This is a genomic window from Sphingomonas cannabina (genome assembly GCF_021391395.1).
GTDB classification, from domain to species: domain Bacteria; phylum Pseudomonadota; class Alphaproteobacteria; order Sphingomonadales; family Sphingomonadaceae; genus Sphingomonas; species Sphingomonas cannabina.
Genome location: NZ_CP090059.1, coordinates 1,493,930 through 1,509,624, shown reverse-complemented (window position 1 = coordinate 1,509,624; position 15,695 = coordinate 1,493,930). Strand labels below are relative to the sequence as shown.

The window sequence follows — 15,695 nt, the reverse complement described above, 5'->3', positions numbered from 1 at the left end:
GTTCTCAGATGATCGCACGTCTCCTCCTCGGCGCCGCCTGCCTGCTCCCCTTCGCCGCTTCCGCCCAGACCCCGCTTACCCTCAAGCCCGAGCGCGAGCTGTCGTTCACCGCCCGTGAAGCGACCTGGATGGCGCTCGACCTATCGCCCGACGGCCGCACCATATTGTTCGACCTGCTCGGCAACATCTATGCGCTCGACGTCGCCGGCGGCACCGCGCGGCCGGTGCTGACGGGCGTCGCGTTCGAGACGCAGCCGGTCTTCTCCCCCGACGGACGCAGCATCGCCTTCCTCTCGGACCGCTCGGGCGCGACCAACCTCTGGGTTGCCAATGCCGACGGCAGCGACCCGCGCAAGCTGTCGAACGAGACCGGCGCGGCGATCTATTCCTCGCCGGCCTGGTCGCCGGACGGGCGCTTCGTCTACGTCTCGCGCACGGTCCATGCGACGCTCGCGTTCGAACTGTTCATGTTCGACGCCGCAGGCGGCGCCGGCATCCAGGTGACCAAGGCCCAGCCCGGCGGGCAGGAGCCGTTCGACGACCGCGTCAACGTGCTCGGCGCCATCGCCTCCCTGGACGGGAAGTATCTCTATTACGCGAGCAAGACCGGCTCGCTGTGGACGGAGCATCCGCTGCCGCACTGGTCGATTGTCCGTCGCGACCTCCGGACTGGCGTCGAGGACCGCATCATCTCCCCGCCCGGTGCGGCGATGCGGCCGGCGCTGTCGCACGACGGGCGCAAGCTCGTCTATGCGAGCCGGCTCGGTGCGCAGACGGGCCTCCGCATCCGCGACCTCGTGAGCGGCAGCGATGACTGGCTGACCTTCCCGATCGATCACGACGGCGAGGAGGGCGGCTATTACAACGACCTTATTCCCCGCGTCGTCTTCACGCCCGACGACCGTGCTATCCTGACCGCGATCGGCGGCAAGATCACCCGCATCGACCTCGCCGACGGCAAGCGCACGCCGATCCCGTTCCAGGCGCCGGTCAAGCTCGCGCTCGGCGCCCAGACCCGCGTCCAGACTAAGGACGAGGAGGGCCCGGTCCGCGTCCGCGTCATTCAGGCGCCGCGCCTTTCCCCAGATGGGCGGCGGGTCGCCTACACCGCGCTCGGCACGCTCTACACACAGGCGCTCGCGCCCGGCGCGCCGCCGGTCGCGGTGCCTGGCGTCGAGGGCATGGCCTATCAGCCGAGCTGGTCGCCCGACGGCCGCACCCTCGTCTACGTCACCTGGAACGCCAGCGACGGCGGCCATGTGTGGTCGGTCCCGGCAAATGGCGGCCGCCCACGCCGGCTGACACAGACGCCGGCCTTCTACACCGAGCCGGCAGTCTCACCTGACGGCAGGACCGTCGCGGTACTGCGCGCCAGCCAGTTCGAGCGATTGAACACCGCCAGCGAGCTCTCCCCCGCCCGCCCGACCGACATCATCCGCTTGGCCCTGGGCGGTGGCGAGCCCGCGGTCGTCGCCAGCGCCGCCGGCGCCCGCGCGCTGCAGTTCGACGCTACGGGCAAGCGGCTCCATTTCCTCACTCGCGAGGGGCTGAGCTCGGTCAGTCTCGATGGCAACGACCTGCGCCGCGATCTCGTCATCCAGACGCCCAACAGCAATCGCTATTTCACGGGAACGCTGATCCCGCCGGAGACGGTGCGCCTCAGTCCCAAGGGCGACCGCGCGCTGGTGAAGGCCGCCTCGCAGCTCTACCTGGTCAACGTGCCCCCGGCGACCGACAAGGCGCCGCCGACCGTCCGCATCGACCAGCCGAGCGTCGGCGTCACCCGCCTGACGCACGTCGGTGCCGACTATGTCGACTGGTCGCCGGACGGCGGGTCGATCCTGTGGTCGACCGGCGCGACGCTGAGCCGCGTGCCGGTGGCCGGCATCGCCGCCGACGCCGAGGCCCGCGCCGAGCATTTCCCCGCCGAGATCGAGCGCCCGCGCGACGTGCCGCAAGGGACGATCGTGCTGCGCGGCGGCACCGCGATCACGATGCGCGGCGACGAGGTGATCCGCGGCGCCGACGTGGTGGTCTCCGCCAACCGCATCGTCGCGGTCGGGCCGACCGGCCAGGTGGCGGTGCCGCCCGGCGCCGAGGTCCGCGACGTCTCCGGCAAGTTCCTGCTCCCCGGCTTCGTCGACACCCATGCGCACTGGTTCGAGGTGCGCCGCGAGGTGCTCGACCCCGATCATTGGGATTTCCTCGCCAACCTCGCCTATGGCGTGACCTCGGGGCTCGACGTCCAGCCGTTCACGATCGACGTGTTCGGCTATCAGGACATGATCGACGCCGGCATGATGGTCGGCCCGCGCGCCTTCTCGACCGGCCCGGGCGTGTTCCTCAACAGCGAGGTCAACTCCAAGGCCGACGCGCTGGCGATCCTGACCCGCTACCGCGACGCCTATCGCACCCGCAACATCAAGTCCTACCTGATCGGCAACCGCGCGCAGCGGCAGTATATGGTCGAGGCGTCGAAGGAGCTCGGCATGATGCCGACCACCGAGGGCGCGAGCGACTTCAACCTCAACCTGACGCACGCGCTCGACGGCTTCTCCGGCAACGAGCACATGCTGCCGCTGAGCCCGCTGCGCGACGACGTGGTGCGTCTCTACGCCCAGAGCCGGATCGCCTACACGCCCACCTTTAACGTGATGTACGGCGGCGCGCCGTCGCTCCCGAGCTTCATCATCGCCAACGATCCCAGCCGCGACGCCAAGCTCCGCCGCTTCATGCCGGCCGGCGTGGTCGAGGCGAAGATGCGCGGCCGGGTGTGGACCGCGCCCGACGACCTCAGTTACCCAAGCTTCGCCGCAGACGTCCTGCGCATCCAGCGTGCCGGGGGGCTGATCGGCATCGGCAGCCACGGCGAGCTCCAGGGCCTCGGCTACCACTATGAGCTGCAGGCCTATGCCGCCGGCGGCGCGACGCCGATGGAGGTGCTGCACGCCGCCACGATCGGATCGGCCGAGGTGATCGGCCGCCTGCCCGACATCGGCAGCCTCGAGCCCGGCAAATATGCCGACCTGCTGATTCTCGACACTGATCCCACCGCCGACATCCGCAACACGCTGTCGATCGGGCAGGTGATGAAGAACGGCCGCCTCTACGACGCCGGCACCCTCGACGAGGTCTGGCCGCGCCGGCAAGCGCTCCCGCGCCAATGGTTCCAGACGGGGGCGCCGCGGCCATGACCCTTGGCAGCGCGCGGCGACCCATGCGATCAGGCGAAGGCTGCGGCATCGGGGCCGCGCACATCGAGGAGCCTCGCCCTGAAACTGGACCGGCGCGACCGCCGCATCCTGGAGGAGCTGCAGCGGGACGATACGATCACCTATCGTACGCTGTCCGAACGCGTCGCCCTGTCGCCGAGCGCCTGCGTGCTGCGCGTGCAGCAGATGGAGAAGGCCGGGATCATCCGCGGCTATCACGCCGCGATCGCGATCACCAAGGTCGACCCGGTGGTGTTCATGGTCGCGGAGATCGCGATGGCCTCGCACAATCCGGCGGACCTCAAGCAATTCGACCGGTTGCTGAGAGAGATGCCCGAGGTGATCGAGGCGCTGCGCGTCAACGGCCCGTTCGACTATCTCGTGCGCTTCATGCTCCCCAGCCTGCAGGACTGGCAGCCCTTCGCCCACCGCCTGCTCGACCCCGCCAACAAGGTCGAGAAGATGGTCACCCACGTCGTGATGGAAGAGGTGAAGCCCTTCGCGGGATATCCGATACCGCTGTAGCACTCCCGATCCTCCCCGGCACGGGGAGGGGGACCGCCGAAGGCGGTGGAGGGGGCTCTCCTCATACTACGCCGCTCGTGGCGAACCCCCTCCACCAGCTTCGCTGGTCCCCCTCCCCGTGCCGGGGAGGAACTTCATGCTCAAAATCACCAAACGAGAGGGCATCATGATCGATCGGCGCCACTTCATCGGCGGCGGCGCGGCCGCGCTCGCCTTGGCGGGACCGCTGTTCGCCCATGCGGCCGACAACGGCCTCGACGTCGCGCTGGTCAACGCGACGCTGTGGACCGGCCGCGGTGGTCCTCCCAGCCGCGGCGCCGTCGGCATCGTCGGCGAGCGCATCGCCGTGGTCGGCGCCGACGCGGTCAAGGCCCGCACCACCCGCCGGACGCGCGTGGTCGACCTCGGCGGCGCCTTCCTGATGCCGGCCTTCACCGACAACCACACCCATTTCCTGATCGGCTCCGACATCCTCCGCCAGCCCGACCTGCTCGGCGCCAAGTCGCGCGAGGATTTCGCGGCGCGGATCGGCGCGGCGGCCCGCGCGCGGCCCGGCAAGTGGCTGCTCGGCGGCAGCTGGGACGAGCAGCGGCTCGGCGGCGAGCTGCCGACCCGCGCCTGGATCGACGCGGTGACCCCCGACACGCCGGTCGCGGTGCCGCGCACCGACCTCCACATGTACCTGCTCAACAGCGTCGCGCTGAAGCTCGCCGGCATCACCCGCGACACCCCCGACCCCGCGGGCGGCGTGATCGTCCGCGACGCGAACGGCGAGCCGACCGGCATCATCAAGGACAATGCCAAGCCGCTGGTCGAACGCGTGATCCCGCCGCAGACCACCGAGGAGTCGATCGAATCGGTGCGCGGCGGCATCGCCCATGCGCTGAGCAAGGGCTTCGCCCAGGTCCATGTCCCCGACATCAACTGGGGCAGCTTCCACGCCATCCGCGCCGCACGGGCGAAGGGCCCGCTGGACCTGCGCTTCTACTGCTTCGTGCCGATCGCCGACTGGGAGAAGATGGTCGCGATCGTCGCCGAGGAAGGCCGCGGCGACGACTGGGTGCGCTGGGGCGGCGTCAAGGCGCTCGCCGACGGCTCGCTCGGCTCGCGCACCGCGCTGTTCCGGAACGATTACGCCGACGCGCCCGGCCAGCGCGGCGTCCGCGTCATCAGCCTGGAGGACCTGCGCCGCTTCATCCCCGCCGCCGACAAGGCCGGCCTCCACGTCGCCACCCACGCGATCGGCGACCTCGCCAACGACGACGTGCTCGACGTCTATGCCGAGACGGTGCGGATGAACGGCGCGCGCGACCGCCGTTTCCGCATCGAGCATGCCCAGCACGTCAGCCCCGCCTCGATCCCGCGCTTTGCGCGCCAGCAGGTGATCGCCTCGGTCCAGCCCTATCACGCGATCGACGACGGCCGCTGGGCAGTGAAGCGGATCGGGCAGGAACGGCTGACCGGCACCTATGCCTTCCACTCGCTGATCGCGAGCGGGGCGCGGGTGACCTTCGGCTCGGACTGGCCGGTGGGCCCGCTCGATCCGATCGAGGGCATCTACGCCGCCGTCACCCGCGAGACGATCGACGGCGCCAACCCGCAGGGCTGGCTCCCTGACCAGAAGGTCAGCGTCGAGCAGGCGCTGATCGCCTATACGGTCAACAACGCCTTCGCCGGCTTCCAGGAAGACCGCGTCGGCGTGATCGCACCGGGCTATTATGCGGACCTGACCTGCCTGGATGCCGATCCGTTCACGACCGATCCGGAGGCGATTCGCGGCATCAAGGTGTTGCGGACGATCGTGGGAGGACGGGAGCGGTATACGGCTTAATGTGGTAGACTCGAGAAACCGGGACGTTCGCTACGGTGGTTATGCGACGAGCGGCTTTTAGCGAGCAGGCTTGGTATCTGCCGCTGCATCCGGCCGCTAATCATTCCAGAGCTAGGCTGTCACATATAGCGAGGCAGAAAAAATATCTACAGTGTAGTATGTCAATTAGCAAAAATATGTCATTTGTATTAGATACATCTCTTAATTATTGACACCATACCATGCAGTTCCAAATGCAACCTCCACTAAGATCTTTCTTACTTTGCCACTTTTTTGATCATCATTGAGATAGAGATTGGACCTGTATTCGAAGTATTTTGTAAGAAACTCGCGTGTATTCCAAATTCCTTCTATCTCCGCGTCCACGTTGATGCGTCCAGCCACGGCCCACAAGGCAACATCGGGGCATATGTCGCCGGCGATCTGGCGCTCTCCATCGCTCAACGGGCGGTCGCTGCGTGAGCAGAAGCATAGAATACGGCAACGCGGATCAGCGTAGTTACCAAGAGGCTTCATGTCATGGCAGAGCATGAGTGTGTCCCCATCTCGCCCGCCACGGTAACTGAGGTAGTAACCGGTATCTCCACAACCGTCAGCAAAGTCAGGGCGCTTCCAAAAGAATCCATCTGGTATCGACCGGCTCATTAGGATGCCATGCCAGCCCCGTAGTTTGCTTGCAACTGCTACGCCACGAAGCTGAGCAAACGACAGCTTTCGAGTATTTATACGGGCAGGATGGAACGCGCGAGATTGAAACGTTAGCAGTCTGAGTCACCAATCCTAAGCACTGCTCAGCAAAATACTCGTCTCGCTGTTGAGGATGCCGTCGATCGACCGGATCTCGCGCAGGATGCGGTCGAACGAGCGCAGGTCCTCGGCGTGGATTTCGGCGACCAGGTCCCACGCGCCATTGGTGGTGTGCAGCGCGCGCAGCTCGGGGAAGCTGCGCAGGCGGCGGATGATCGCCGAGGTCGAGCGGCCCGCCACCTCGATCATCATGATCGCACGCAGCCCCTCGTCGCCCGTCTCCTGGACCCGCACGGTGAAGCCCAGGATCATGCCCGACGCGAGCAGCCGGTCGAGCCGCGCCTGCACCGTCGCGCGCGACACCTGGAGCGCGCCGGCGATCTTGGCGATCGGCGCCCGTGCGTCGCCGCGCAGCGCGGCGATGATCCTGCGATCGAGCTGGTCCAGCGGCTGCATGGCATTCTGCCTGCCACGATCGCGCAGGATGTCAAATCACGCCGCCCGTAATGCACAGCTCGCGCATTACAATTGGGCATTCCGCCGGCCTAATCTCCGATCGATCAGCTCGGGGAGAAACGGACATGACCAGGTTCATCGGCGTCGAAACTCTGGCCCGGATCGTCCACGACATCGGCATCGAGCCGTTCCTGACCGGCCTCGCCGGCTATATCGAGCAGGACTTCGCGCGCTGGGCGAGCTTCGACAAGGTGCCGCGCCACGCCAGCCATTCCGACGTCGGGGTGATCGAGCTGATGCCGATCGCCGACGACGAGCGCTTCGCCTTCAAATATGTCAACGGCCATCCCGGGAACGGCCGCGCCGGGCTGCTGACCGTCGCCGCCTTCGGCGTCCTCTCCGACGTCGCCACCGGCTATCCGCGGCTGGTCGCCGAGATGACGCTGCTGACGGCGCTGCGCACCGCCGCCACCTCGGCACTGGTCGCCCGCCGGCTGGCGCGCCCCGACAGCCGCGTCATGGCGATGATCGGCCTCGGCGCCCAGTCCGAGTTCCAGGCGCTGGCGTTCCGAGCGCTGCTCGGCATCGACCGCCTGCGCGCCTATGACGTCGATCCCGCTGCCACCGCCAAGTTCATGCGCAACATGACGGCGCAGGGCTTCACGGTGACCGCGGCCGACACCGCGCAGGACGCGGTGCTCGGCGCCGACATCATCACCACCGCGACCGCCGACAAGCGCAACGCCACCATCCTCTCCGCCAACATGGTCGGCGCAGGCGTGCACCTGAACGCGATCGGCGGCGACTGCCCCGGCAAGACCGAGCTCCAGCGCGAGATCCTGCTGCGCGCTGAGGTATTCGTCGAGCTGGAGGAGCAGACGCGCATCGAGGGCGAGCTCCAGCAGATGCCGGCGGATTTCCCCGTCACCGAGATCTGGCAGGTGATCGCCGGCCTCGCCCCCGGCCGCACCGGCGACGCGCAGGTGACGCTGTTCGACTCGGTCGGCTTCGCGCTGGAGGATTTCGCCGCGCTCCGCTACCTCGACGACCGCGCTGCCGAGCTGGCGGACGTCCCCGACATCGATCTGATCGCCGCGCCCGACAACCCGCAGGACCTGTTCGGCCTGCTCCAGAGCTATCGGCAGGATGTCCGCTCCCAGGCGGCATAGGACGGAACGACATTCAATCCTCCCCCGCCAGGGGGAGGTGGCACGCGAAGCGTGACGGAGGGGGCGGAAGCACGCCGTAGCGGATCGCCGTCCTCCCCCTCCGCCAGCCTGCGGCTGACACCTCCCCCTGGCGGGGGAGGATTGAAGAGGGCCGCACTTCCTATGAATCTGAATGTCGATGGCTATCGCGCGATACTCAGACGGTAGCGGATGCGATACAGGTCCATCCCGCCGTCGTCCCGCTGCCCGGAGAAGGTCAATCGCCCGCGATCGGACCAGTCGAGCATCGGCCCATAGGTATCGCGATCGTTGTTGACGCTGCCGGACAGCTGGGTCCCGGCATCGTAGCGACCGCGTGACGGCGCGGCATGGAACAGGTCGACGCGGTCCTTCCGGAAATCCATCGCCCGGGCGAAGACGATCGTCGCTCCGTCGGCGAGGAAGGTCGCATCGAACTCGTTGGCCGCGGTGTTGATCGCGCCGGCCAGCGGCCCGGCCGCGGCAAAGCCGTCGCCTCGCCGGTATGCGGTATAGAGGTCGTGCCCGCCGGCCCCGCCCGGCCGGTCGCTCGAGAACAGTAGCGTGCGCCCGTCCGGCGAGAGCATCGGCGCGAACTCGTTGCCCGTGCTGTTCACCTCCGGCCCGAGGTTGACCGGCACGCCGAACCCGCCGCCGGTCACCGCCACGCGATAGACGTCGTCGCCGCCGGCGCCGCCCGCTCGGTCCGAGCAGAAATAGACGAAGCGCCCGTCGGCGGAGAAGGCCGGGTCGAAATCGCGGCCGGCGCTGTTGAACGGAACCGGCCGCGCCGGGCCCCAGCCGGCGGCGGAGCGGCGCGACATCCAGATGTCGTACCCGCCCGCGCCGCCCGGCCGATCGCGGCTGAACCACAGCGCCGTGCCTCCGTCGGGGCTGATCGTCAGCCGCACCTCGGAAAAGCGCGTCGAGGCGATCCCCGGCGCGAACTGCTCCGCCTCGCCCAGGGTGCGCAACCGCTCGACCGGCGCCGCGCCGACGAGAACGAGCGCCGGCAAGCACCCGAGCAGGCGCAACACGATCCCGGCTACCCCGCTGTCATGGAATCGCCCCTGCTCCACGCTCGTCTCCACATCATCGATTTCAGAAGGGAGATGACATCACAGTTCCGCCCTTGGCTATGCGAAGCTCCAGGCTAGAGGCCAAATCAGACTTGTGCTCGCCGTCGGCCAGCTTCCGTTCATCCGCTTGATGCTCTTGGGGAATCCCCGACGGTTCCCCATGTGAGCAGGCGTGACGGCGTATCGATCCAGTCCCCGGGACCGCATCGGTCCGGCGATCGCGGCGATCGCGGTGCAGGCGCTGCTCGGCTATGCGCTGGTGGTCGGGCTCGCCGTGCATTTCACCCAGCGGCCGAGCGACGACCTCAAGCTGTTCGGCGTCACCCCCGAACCGCCACCGCCTCCGCCGGCGAAGGTCATCCCCGATCCGGTCCGCAACACGCGCCCCGAGGGCGAGGCTTCGCCGCCGAACCTGCGCTCCAAGGCGACCGAGGTCACGGCGCCTCCGCCGGTGATCCCCATTCCCCTGCCTCCGCCCGTCGTGGCCGCCCCCAAGCCCTTCACCGGCAGCGAGGCGACCACCGGCGCTGCCCCGGTTCCGGGCCCCGGCACCGGCGCCGGCGGGATCGGCAACGGCACGGGCAGCGGCGGCTCGGGGGACGGCGACGGCGGCGGCTGGCAGGACGAGACGCCGCCGCGCCGCATCAAGGGGCGCCTCAAGGATTCGGACTATCCCGACGACCTCAGCGACGCCGGCATCGGCGGCACGGTCGGCGTGCGCTACACCGTCGAGACCGACGGCCGCGTCACCGATTGCGAGGTCACCCGCACGAGCGGCAGCGCCCGCCTCGACGCCCATACCTGCCGCCTGATCGAACAGCGCTTCCGCTACCGCCCCGCCCTCGACGCCCGCGGCCGGCCGGTGCCGTCGACCATCGTCGAGAACCACAGCTGGCAGGTCGAGATCGAGCCGCCGGAGGAGGAGGAGCGGTAGCGGACGATCGTTACGCACGGAAAGCGGACGCCAAACGGATCCTCACCCGAACACCAGCGAGCGATGCGCCGCCACGCCCGCCATCACCCCGTCCGCCACCGCCCAGCTCACGCTGTGCGGTGCGCGGGCGATGTCGCCGGCGGCGTAGACGCCCGGCACCGTCGTCCTCTTCTCGCCGTCGGTGCGCACGACCGGTCCCATCGGCCCCTCGTCGATCGCGCAGCCGAGCTGCGCCGCGAGCGGGCTGGTGAGGGTCGAGCGCGGCGCGACGAACAGCGCATCGATCGCGCGCCGCCGCCCGTCCGCGAAACGGACATGCGACAGCCCGGCGCCTTCCCCTTCCAATCCCGCGAGCGGGTCGCGCTCGATCGCCACTCCCCGCCGCACCAGCTCCGCCTCGCTCTCGGCATCGAGCACCGCCTGCCCGTCGAGGTAGAGCGTCGTCGGGCCCCATTCGGCGATCAGCATCGCGCCATGGATCGAATTCGGCATCGTGTAGAGCACGCCGAGCCGCTCGTCGGCGAACTCGAACCCGTGGCAATAGGGGCAATGCAGCACCGTCTTGCCCCAGCGCTCCGCCAGCCCCGGCAGCGGCGGCAAGCCGTCGGTGAGTCCGAAGGCGAGCACGAGCCGCGACGCCTGCAACGTCTCGCCACCCGCGAGGCCGACCGAGAATCCGGCTCCGTCCGCCCTGGCCTCCACCGCCTCGCCCTCGACGATCTCGACGGTGGGATAGGCGGCCACCTGCGTCCGCGCCGCCGCCAGGATGGTGCGCGGATCGCTGCCGTCATGGCCGAGGAAACCGTGCGATTTCTCGGCGAAGCGGTTGCGCGGCTTGCCCGCGTCGATGACGCGCACCCGCCGCCGCGCCCGGGCGAGATAGGTGGCGGCGGCGAGGCCCGCGAAGCTGCCCCCCACCACGATCGCATCCAGCTGATCCGAAGCATCAAGCGGCATGGGCATTCTCCAGGTCATGGGGGCCGCCGCGCGCGATCATCCGCGCGTGGAAATCGGCACTGAGTTCGGCAAGCGTCACCTCCCCCAGCCGCGCGAGCAGCAGCGCCTCGGCATCGTGGAAGGCCTGTTCCAGCGCAGCGTTCACCGCCTGCTCGACGAGGCAGCCGGGCGCCTCCGTCCGATTGCCCATCGCCAGCAGCTCGGGCGAACCGAGCGCATCATAGACGTCGCGCAGCGTCACGGCGGAAAGGTCGCAGGCGATCGTCCACCCGCCGCCATGCCCCTTCTCCGACCGCACATAACCCTGCTCGCGCAGGCCCGCCATGATCCGCCGGATCACGACCGGATTGGTGGTCATCGCCCTAGCCAGCAGCTCCGAGGTCACCGGACCGTCGTGCTCGGCCATGTGCAGCAGGACGTGGAGCACGCCCGACAATCGACTGTCGCGTCTCATGAAACTTCATATGTTGCGTGAGTCGCGAAAAGTCAAGCGGACGATCCGGCGCCGGGATTGACATCGTCCGGGCACACCAATACCGCCCCGATGACGATATGATGTATCATATCTATAACAGGGGGACGACTTGCAGCATCTCGTCATCAGGGGCCTCGCCGCCGCTGCGTTGATCGGCGCATCGCCATCGCCGGCCATTGCACAGGAGGCGGTTCCGACGGATCGATCCGGCGAGGACGCGGCGCCGGATACCGCGGACGATCCCAAAGCCAGGACTCCGGGCGACATCATCGTCACCGGCTCGCTGATCCGCGGCTTGCCGAAGGAATATGTCGCCAGCCCGGTGTTCACCCATGACCAGGCGGACATCGTGCAATCCGGATCGGGTGCCGTTTCGGAATATATGCTGACGATCCCGCAGAACTTCACCGGCGACCTCAGCGAGTTCGCCACCACCGGCGCGAGTATCGGCGCCCCGCTCGGCGACGCGACGCCGTACAATCAGTTCGACGGCTTCGCGGGCTTCGCGCTGCGCGGGCTCGCGTCCGACGCGACGCTGACGCTACTCAACGGCCGGCGGATGCCGTCGGTCGGCATGAACGAATCCCCGACCGTGTCGGTGATCCCGTCGATGCTGATCGAGCGCATCGACATCATCCCCGACGGCTCCTCCGCGACCTACGGCGCCGACGCGGTCGCCGGGGTCGTCAACATCGTCACCCGCCGGCCGGCCGAGGGGATCGAGCTGCAGCTGCGCGGGGCGGCCGCGACCCGCACCGGAAAGATGGACGTGCAGGCCAGCGCGCTCGCCGGCCATTCATGGAACGGCGGCAACGTCTACGGCATGGCGATGTACCAGAAGCGCTCGCCCTTCGTCGGCGATCCCGTCGACGTGTCGGGCGAAACGCTCCAGATCACACAGCTCCCGAACGAGCGGCTCACCGGCTTCTATGCCGGCGCGCAGCAGGAGGTGGGCGATCTCACCTTCTCCATCGACGCCTCGCGCTTCCAGCGCGACCGCTCGTCGCGGCAGCTCTACCTCGACGAACCGGCGTTCAACCGGGTCTTCAGGACCCGCACCATCGGCGTGTCGCTCTACAACGGCGTGCGTTGGCAGGGCGGCGGCAGCACCGCGGTCGACCTGACGGTCGACTATCACCGCAACGAGACCGACAGCAGCGCCAGCCGGGTCGGCCGGCCGCCGAGCACCCGCGAATACACCAATACGCTGTTCGTCGCGGAGCTGCGCGGCCAGGCCGCGCTGGCGCGCTTGCCGGCGGGGCCGATCCTGGCGGCAGGCGGCGTCCAGTACCGCGCCGAGACGCTGCGCACCGACGCGACGATCTTCTTCAACCGCAACGGCGGCACGCGCAAGGTCAAGTCGGTGTTCGGCGAGCTCAACGTGCCGCTCGTGGGCCCGGACCAGGCGGTGCCGCTGATCCGCTCGCTCACCCTTTCCGCGGCGGCCCGGTACGAGGATCTCGGCTTCGACACGGCGCTGTCGCCGAAGCTGGGCGTGCGCTGGCAGGTCGATCGCTCCGTCGCGCTGCGCGGCACCTATGCGCGGTCGTTCCTCGTGCCGCGCTTCCGCAGCACGATCGGCGTTGCCGAGCAGGTGTCGTTCGGCATCTACGACTATGGCTTCCTGAACCCGGCGGACCAGAATCCCGCGCTCCCCGCCGGCCAGGCGCTGGTGATGTTCCGGGCCGGCGCCAATCCCGGTCTCAAGACGCAGAACGCCGACACCTTCACGGCCGGCATCGATTTCACGCCGACCTTCATCCCCAATCTCTCGATCAAGGCCGGCTATTACCACATCAGGATCTCCGGCCGCGTCGGCTCGCCGTCGCCGGACGACAGCCTCTCGGTCGGCGATCTCCAGGTCTTCAACATCGCGCACCCCAGCCCGGAGCAGGTGCGGCAGGTCATCGACAATCCCGCCGTCTTCCGCAGGTTCGCGCAGGTCCCGTTCATCAACGGCGGTGAGCTGACCATGTTCGACGGCGCGGGCCAGGTGCCGGCGGAGCTGCTGTCGCAGGTCCAGGTGATCGCCGACATCCGCGCACAGAACTTCGCGGCCGAATCCACCGACGGCCTCGACCTCGACCTTGCTTACCGCTCCCGACTGTTCGGGGGAACGGCGGCCGTCAAGCTGACCGGCCAATATATCCTGAACCTCAAGCTGACCGCCGACGGCTCGACGCCGCTCTCGCGGCTCGACGGCTATGCGAAGCCGGCCGATCTGCGGCTGAACGGCACCGTCCTGTGGGGCCGCGACGGCGTCTCGATCGGGTCGGTGGTGAACTATGTCGACGGCTTCACCGACGACCGGCCCGGCCAGCCGCGCAGGAAGATCGGGTCGTTCGTCACCGCCTCGCTGTTCCTCGGCTTCGACCTCGGCCGCCTGTCGGCGGCGCCATGGCTGGCCGACAGCAGCGTGCAGCTCGTCATCGCCAATGCGTTCGACCGGCAGCCGCCCCGCATCGTCGACGGGGTGGTGGGCTATGATCCATACAACAACCCGCCCAATCCCCGGACCATAGGGCTGGTCCTGACCAAGCGGTTCGGCGGGACCTGACGTTCCTCCGAGCGACGGTTCGGCGGAAAGTGCGCACCTTTTCAACCCTCCCCCGCCAGGGGGAGGTGTCAGCTGCAAGCTGACGGAGGGGGAGGACGGCGACCCACTGGCGGTGTGCTTCCTCCCCCTCCGTCACGCTTCGCGCGCCACCTCCCCCTGGCGGGGAGGATTTGAATGCCGCCCCGTCCCGGCCCTCAGTCTCCCGCGAACCCGAACGGCGACACCCCCGCCTCCCGCTCGCTGATCACCAGCGCCCGCCCCGCCGGCGGCGCCGAGCGCTGCGGACAATCGGCGCGCGTACAGGCCCGGCAGCCGAGCCCGATCGGCACCGCCTCGCCGCCCAGGTCGATGCCGCGCGCGGCCGCCAGCCCGCCGGCAAGCTCCGCCGCCAACCCCAGCGTCACCGCGAACCGCGCCTTCACCGCGCCGCTCCAGCCGCCTGCCGGCCCGACGCAGCGCGAGCTCGTGAACCAGCGGCTGCCATCCTCCAGCATGACGAGCTGTATGATCCGCTCGTCCGGCCGCCCGAAGGCGGCGAACAGGTCCCATAGCGGGCACAGCCCCGGTCCCTCGACCAGCGGCGAGCCGCTCGCCCCGGCGAAGCGCTTCGATACCTGTCCGGCCCGGTCGGTGCGCAGCATGAAGAACGGCAGCCCCCGCGCACCGACCCGCTGCAGGGTCGTCAGCCGATGCGCCACCTGCTCGACGCTCGCGCCGAAGCGGCGCCGCAATAGCTCGAGATCGTATCCGGTCGCCTCGCACGCGCGCAGGAAGCGGGCGTAGGGCATCATCACCGCCGCCGCGAAATAGCCGCTGAGGTGCCGCCGAAACAGCCGCTCGGCGGTGCGGTCAGCAAAGCCCGAGCCCCGCGCGAGCGCGTCGATCTCGGCCCGCGCCTCGGCAAGCCCGAGCTGCCGTGCCAGCGCGAAGGTCCGCGATGGGGGATCGAGCGTCTCCGACAGCTGAAGCTGCCGCGCATGGAAATCGAGCCGCACGCGCACGTCGGGCAGCACCTCGATCGGCAGGATGCGGATCGACAGCTGATGCTTGACCCGCAATCGCTCCGCCATCGCGCCATAGAGATCGCCCGCGCCCTGGCGGAGCTCGTCGGCCAGCGCCTCGGCGGCGGCGTCGAGATCGGCGAAATGGCCGCGCCAACGCTCGATCTCGCGCCGCACCAGCACGCCGGCATCCGGCACCTCCTCGGCCGCCGTGCCGCCGCCGGCCCCGATCCGGTCATAGGCGCGCGCGAACGCCTCCGCCCCGCCCGGCGCGCCGGCGAGCCATTCCTCCAGCTCCGCGCGATCGATCTCGAGGTCCGCGAACATCGGATCGGCCAGCCGCCGCCGGACCGCCTCCGCCCCGCCACCCGGCTCGCCCGCCGCCAGCGCGCGCGGATCGAAGTCGAACGCCTCGGCCAGCCGCAGCAGCAGGGTCGCGCTGAGCGGCCGCTGGTTCTTCTCGACCAGCGTCAGATAGCTCGGCGACACGCCCAGCATCTCCGCCATCGCCGCCTGCGTCAGCCCATGCTGCCGCCTGAGCCGCCGCACCGCATGGCCGGCCAGGAGCTTCCGCTGCGCCATTTTCCGCTTTCCTACAGCCGAATGTTCTTTGTACGTTCCAACTCAGATCCTCCCCGGCACGGGGAGGGGGACCATCGCGAAGCGATGGTGGAGGGGGCGGGCCACAAGCGACAGCCGGGAGGTGAGCCCCCTCCACCACGCACTTCGTGCGC

General features: G+C 69.0%; 12 protein-coding genes. 6 read left to right on the top strand and 6 right to left on the bottom strand.

Annotation, left to right across the window (positions count from 1 at the left end):
* The first annotated feature begins 8 nt into the window (after positions 1 to 8).
* The 3 genes from LZK98_RS07280 to LZK98_RS07270 all read left to right on the top strand — a co-directional run bounded on the left by LZK98_RS07280 (position 9) and on the right by LZK98_RS07270 (position 5,568).
* Positions 9 to 3,194, top strand: coding sequence for an amidohydrolase family protein (locus tag LZK98_RS07280; protein WP_233785734.1), 3,186 nt, complete (start codon positions 9 to 11; stop codon positions 3,192 to 3,194).
* A gap of 3 nt (positions 3,195 to 3,197) precedes the next feature.
* Positions 3,198 to 3,737 carry an Lrp/AsnC family transcriptional regulator gene (locus LZK98_RS07275; protein WP_233785733.1) on the top strand — a complete coding sequence of 180 codons (540 nt, stop codon included), beginning with the start codon at positions 3,198 to 3,200 and terminating at the stop codon, positions 3,735 to 3,737.
* Between the two features lie 136 nt (positions 3,738 to 3,873).
* Positions 3,874 to 5,568 (top strand): amidohydrolase, encoded by a 1,695-nt coding sequence (locus tag LZK98_RS07270; RefSeq protein WP_233785732.1) that lies wholly within the window; start codon positions 3,874 to 3,876, stop codon positions 5,566 to 5,568.
* Positions 5,569 to 5,769: 201 nt separating this feature from the next.
* Here the strand turns inward: LZK98_RS07270 and LZK98_RS07265 are convergent, their stop codons facing one another.
* Both LZK98_RS07265 and LZK98_RS07260 read right to left on the bottom strand, forming a co-directional pair.
* A complete protein-coding gene (locus LZK98_RS07265) occupies positions 5,770 to 6,213 on the bottom strand; it encodes a hypothetical protein (RefSeq protein ID WP_233785731.1) in 444 nt (147 codons plus the stop codon).
* 135 nt (positions 6,214 to 6,348) lie between these two features.
* Positions 6,349 to 6,771, bottom strand: a complete 423-nt coding sequence (locus LZK98_RS07260; protein ID WP_233785730.1) for an Lrp/AsnC family transcriptional regulator — start codon at positions 6,769 to 6,771, stop codon at positions 6,349 to 6,351.
* Positions 6,772 to 6,896: 125 nt separating this feature from the next.
* On the opposite strand from LZK98_RS07260, the gene LZK98_RS07255 reads away from it, so the two are divergent.
* The gene (locus tag LZK98_RS07255; RefSeq protein WP_233785729.1) at positions 6,897 to 7,940 is read left to right on the top strand and encodes an ornithine cyclodeaminase; all 1,044 of its coding nucleotides are present in this window, start codon (positions 6,897 to 6,899) and stop codon (positions 7,938 to 7,940) included.
* 182 nt (positions 7,941 to 8,122) lie between these two features.
* Here LZK98_RS07255 and LZK98_RS07250 read toward each other — a convergent pair whose 3' ends face one another.
* A complete protein-coding gene (locus LZK98_RS07250; RefSeq protein WP_233785728.1) occupies positions 8,123 to 8,995 on the bottom strand; it encodes a TolB family protein in 873 nt (290 codons plus the stop codon).
* A gap of 214 nt (positions 8,996 to 9,209) precedes the next feature.
* Here LZK98_RS07250 and LZK98_RS07245 point away from each other — a divergent pair, with 214 nt between their 5' ends.
* Complete coding sequence (locus tag LZK98_RS07245) at positions 9,210 to 9,971, top strand: energy transducer TonB (RefSeq protein WP_233785727.1); 762 nt, start codon at positions 9,210 to 9,212, stop codon at positions 9,969 to 9,971.
* Positions 9,972 to 10,013: 42 nt separating this feature from the next.
* On the opposite strand, the gene LZK98_RS07240 is transcribed toward LZK98_RS07245, so the two are convergent.
* Both LZK98_RS07240 and LZK98_RS07235 read right to left on the bottom strand, forming a co-directional pair.
* Positions 10,014 to 10,928, bottom strand: a complete 915-nt coding sequence (locus tag LZK98_RS07240) for an NAD(P)/FAD-dependent oxidoreductase (RefSeq protein ID WP_233785726.1) — start codon at positions 10,926 to 10,928, stop codon at positions 10,014 to 10,016.
* Complete coding sequence (locus tag LZK98_RS07235) at positions 10,918 to 11,382, bottom strand: Rrf2 family transcriptional regulator (RefSeq protein WP_233785725.1); 465 nt, start codon at positions 11,380 to 11,382, stop codon at positions 10,918 to 10,920. The genes LZK98_RS07240 and LZK98_RS07235 overlap by 11 nt, the downstream gene beginning before the upstream one ends.
* Positions 11,383 to 11,512: 130 nt before the next feature.
* Between LZK98_RS07235 and LZK98_RS07230 the strand changes: the two genes are divergently transcribed.
* The gene (locus LZK98_RS07230; RefSeq protein ID WP_233785724.1) at positions 11,513 to 13,960 is read left to right on the top strand and encodes a TonB-dependent receptor plug domain-containing protein; all 2,448 of its coding nucleotides are present in this window, start codon (positions 11,513 to 11,515) and stop codon (positions 13,958 to 13,960) included.
* Positions 13,961 to 14,154: 194 nt separating this feature from the next.
* On the opposite strand, the gene LZK98_RS07225 is transcribed toward LZK98_RS07230, so the two are convergent.
* Complete coding sequence (locus tag LZK98_RS07225; RefSeq protein WP_233785723.1) at positions 14,155 to 15,543, bottom strand: helix-turn-helix domain-containing protein; 1,389 nt, start codon at positions 15,541 to 15,543, stop codon at positions 14,155 to 14,157.
* Positions 15,544 to 15,695: the final 152 nt, after the last annotated feature.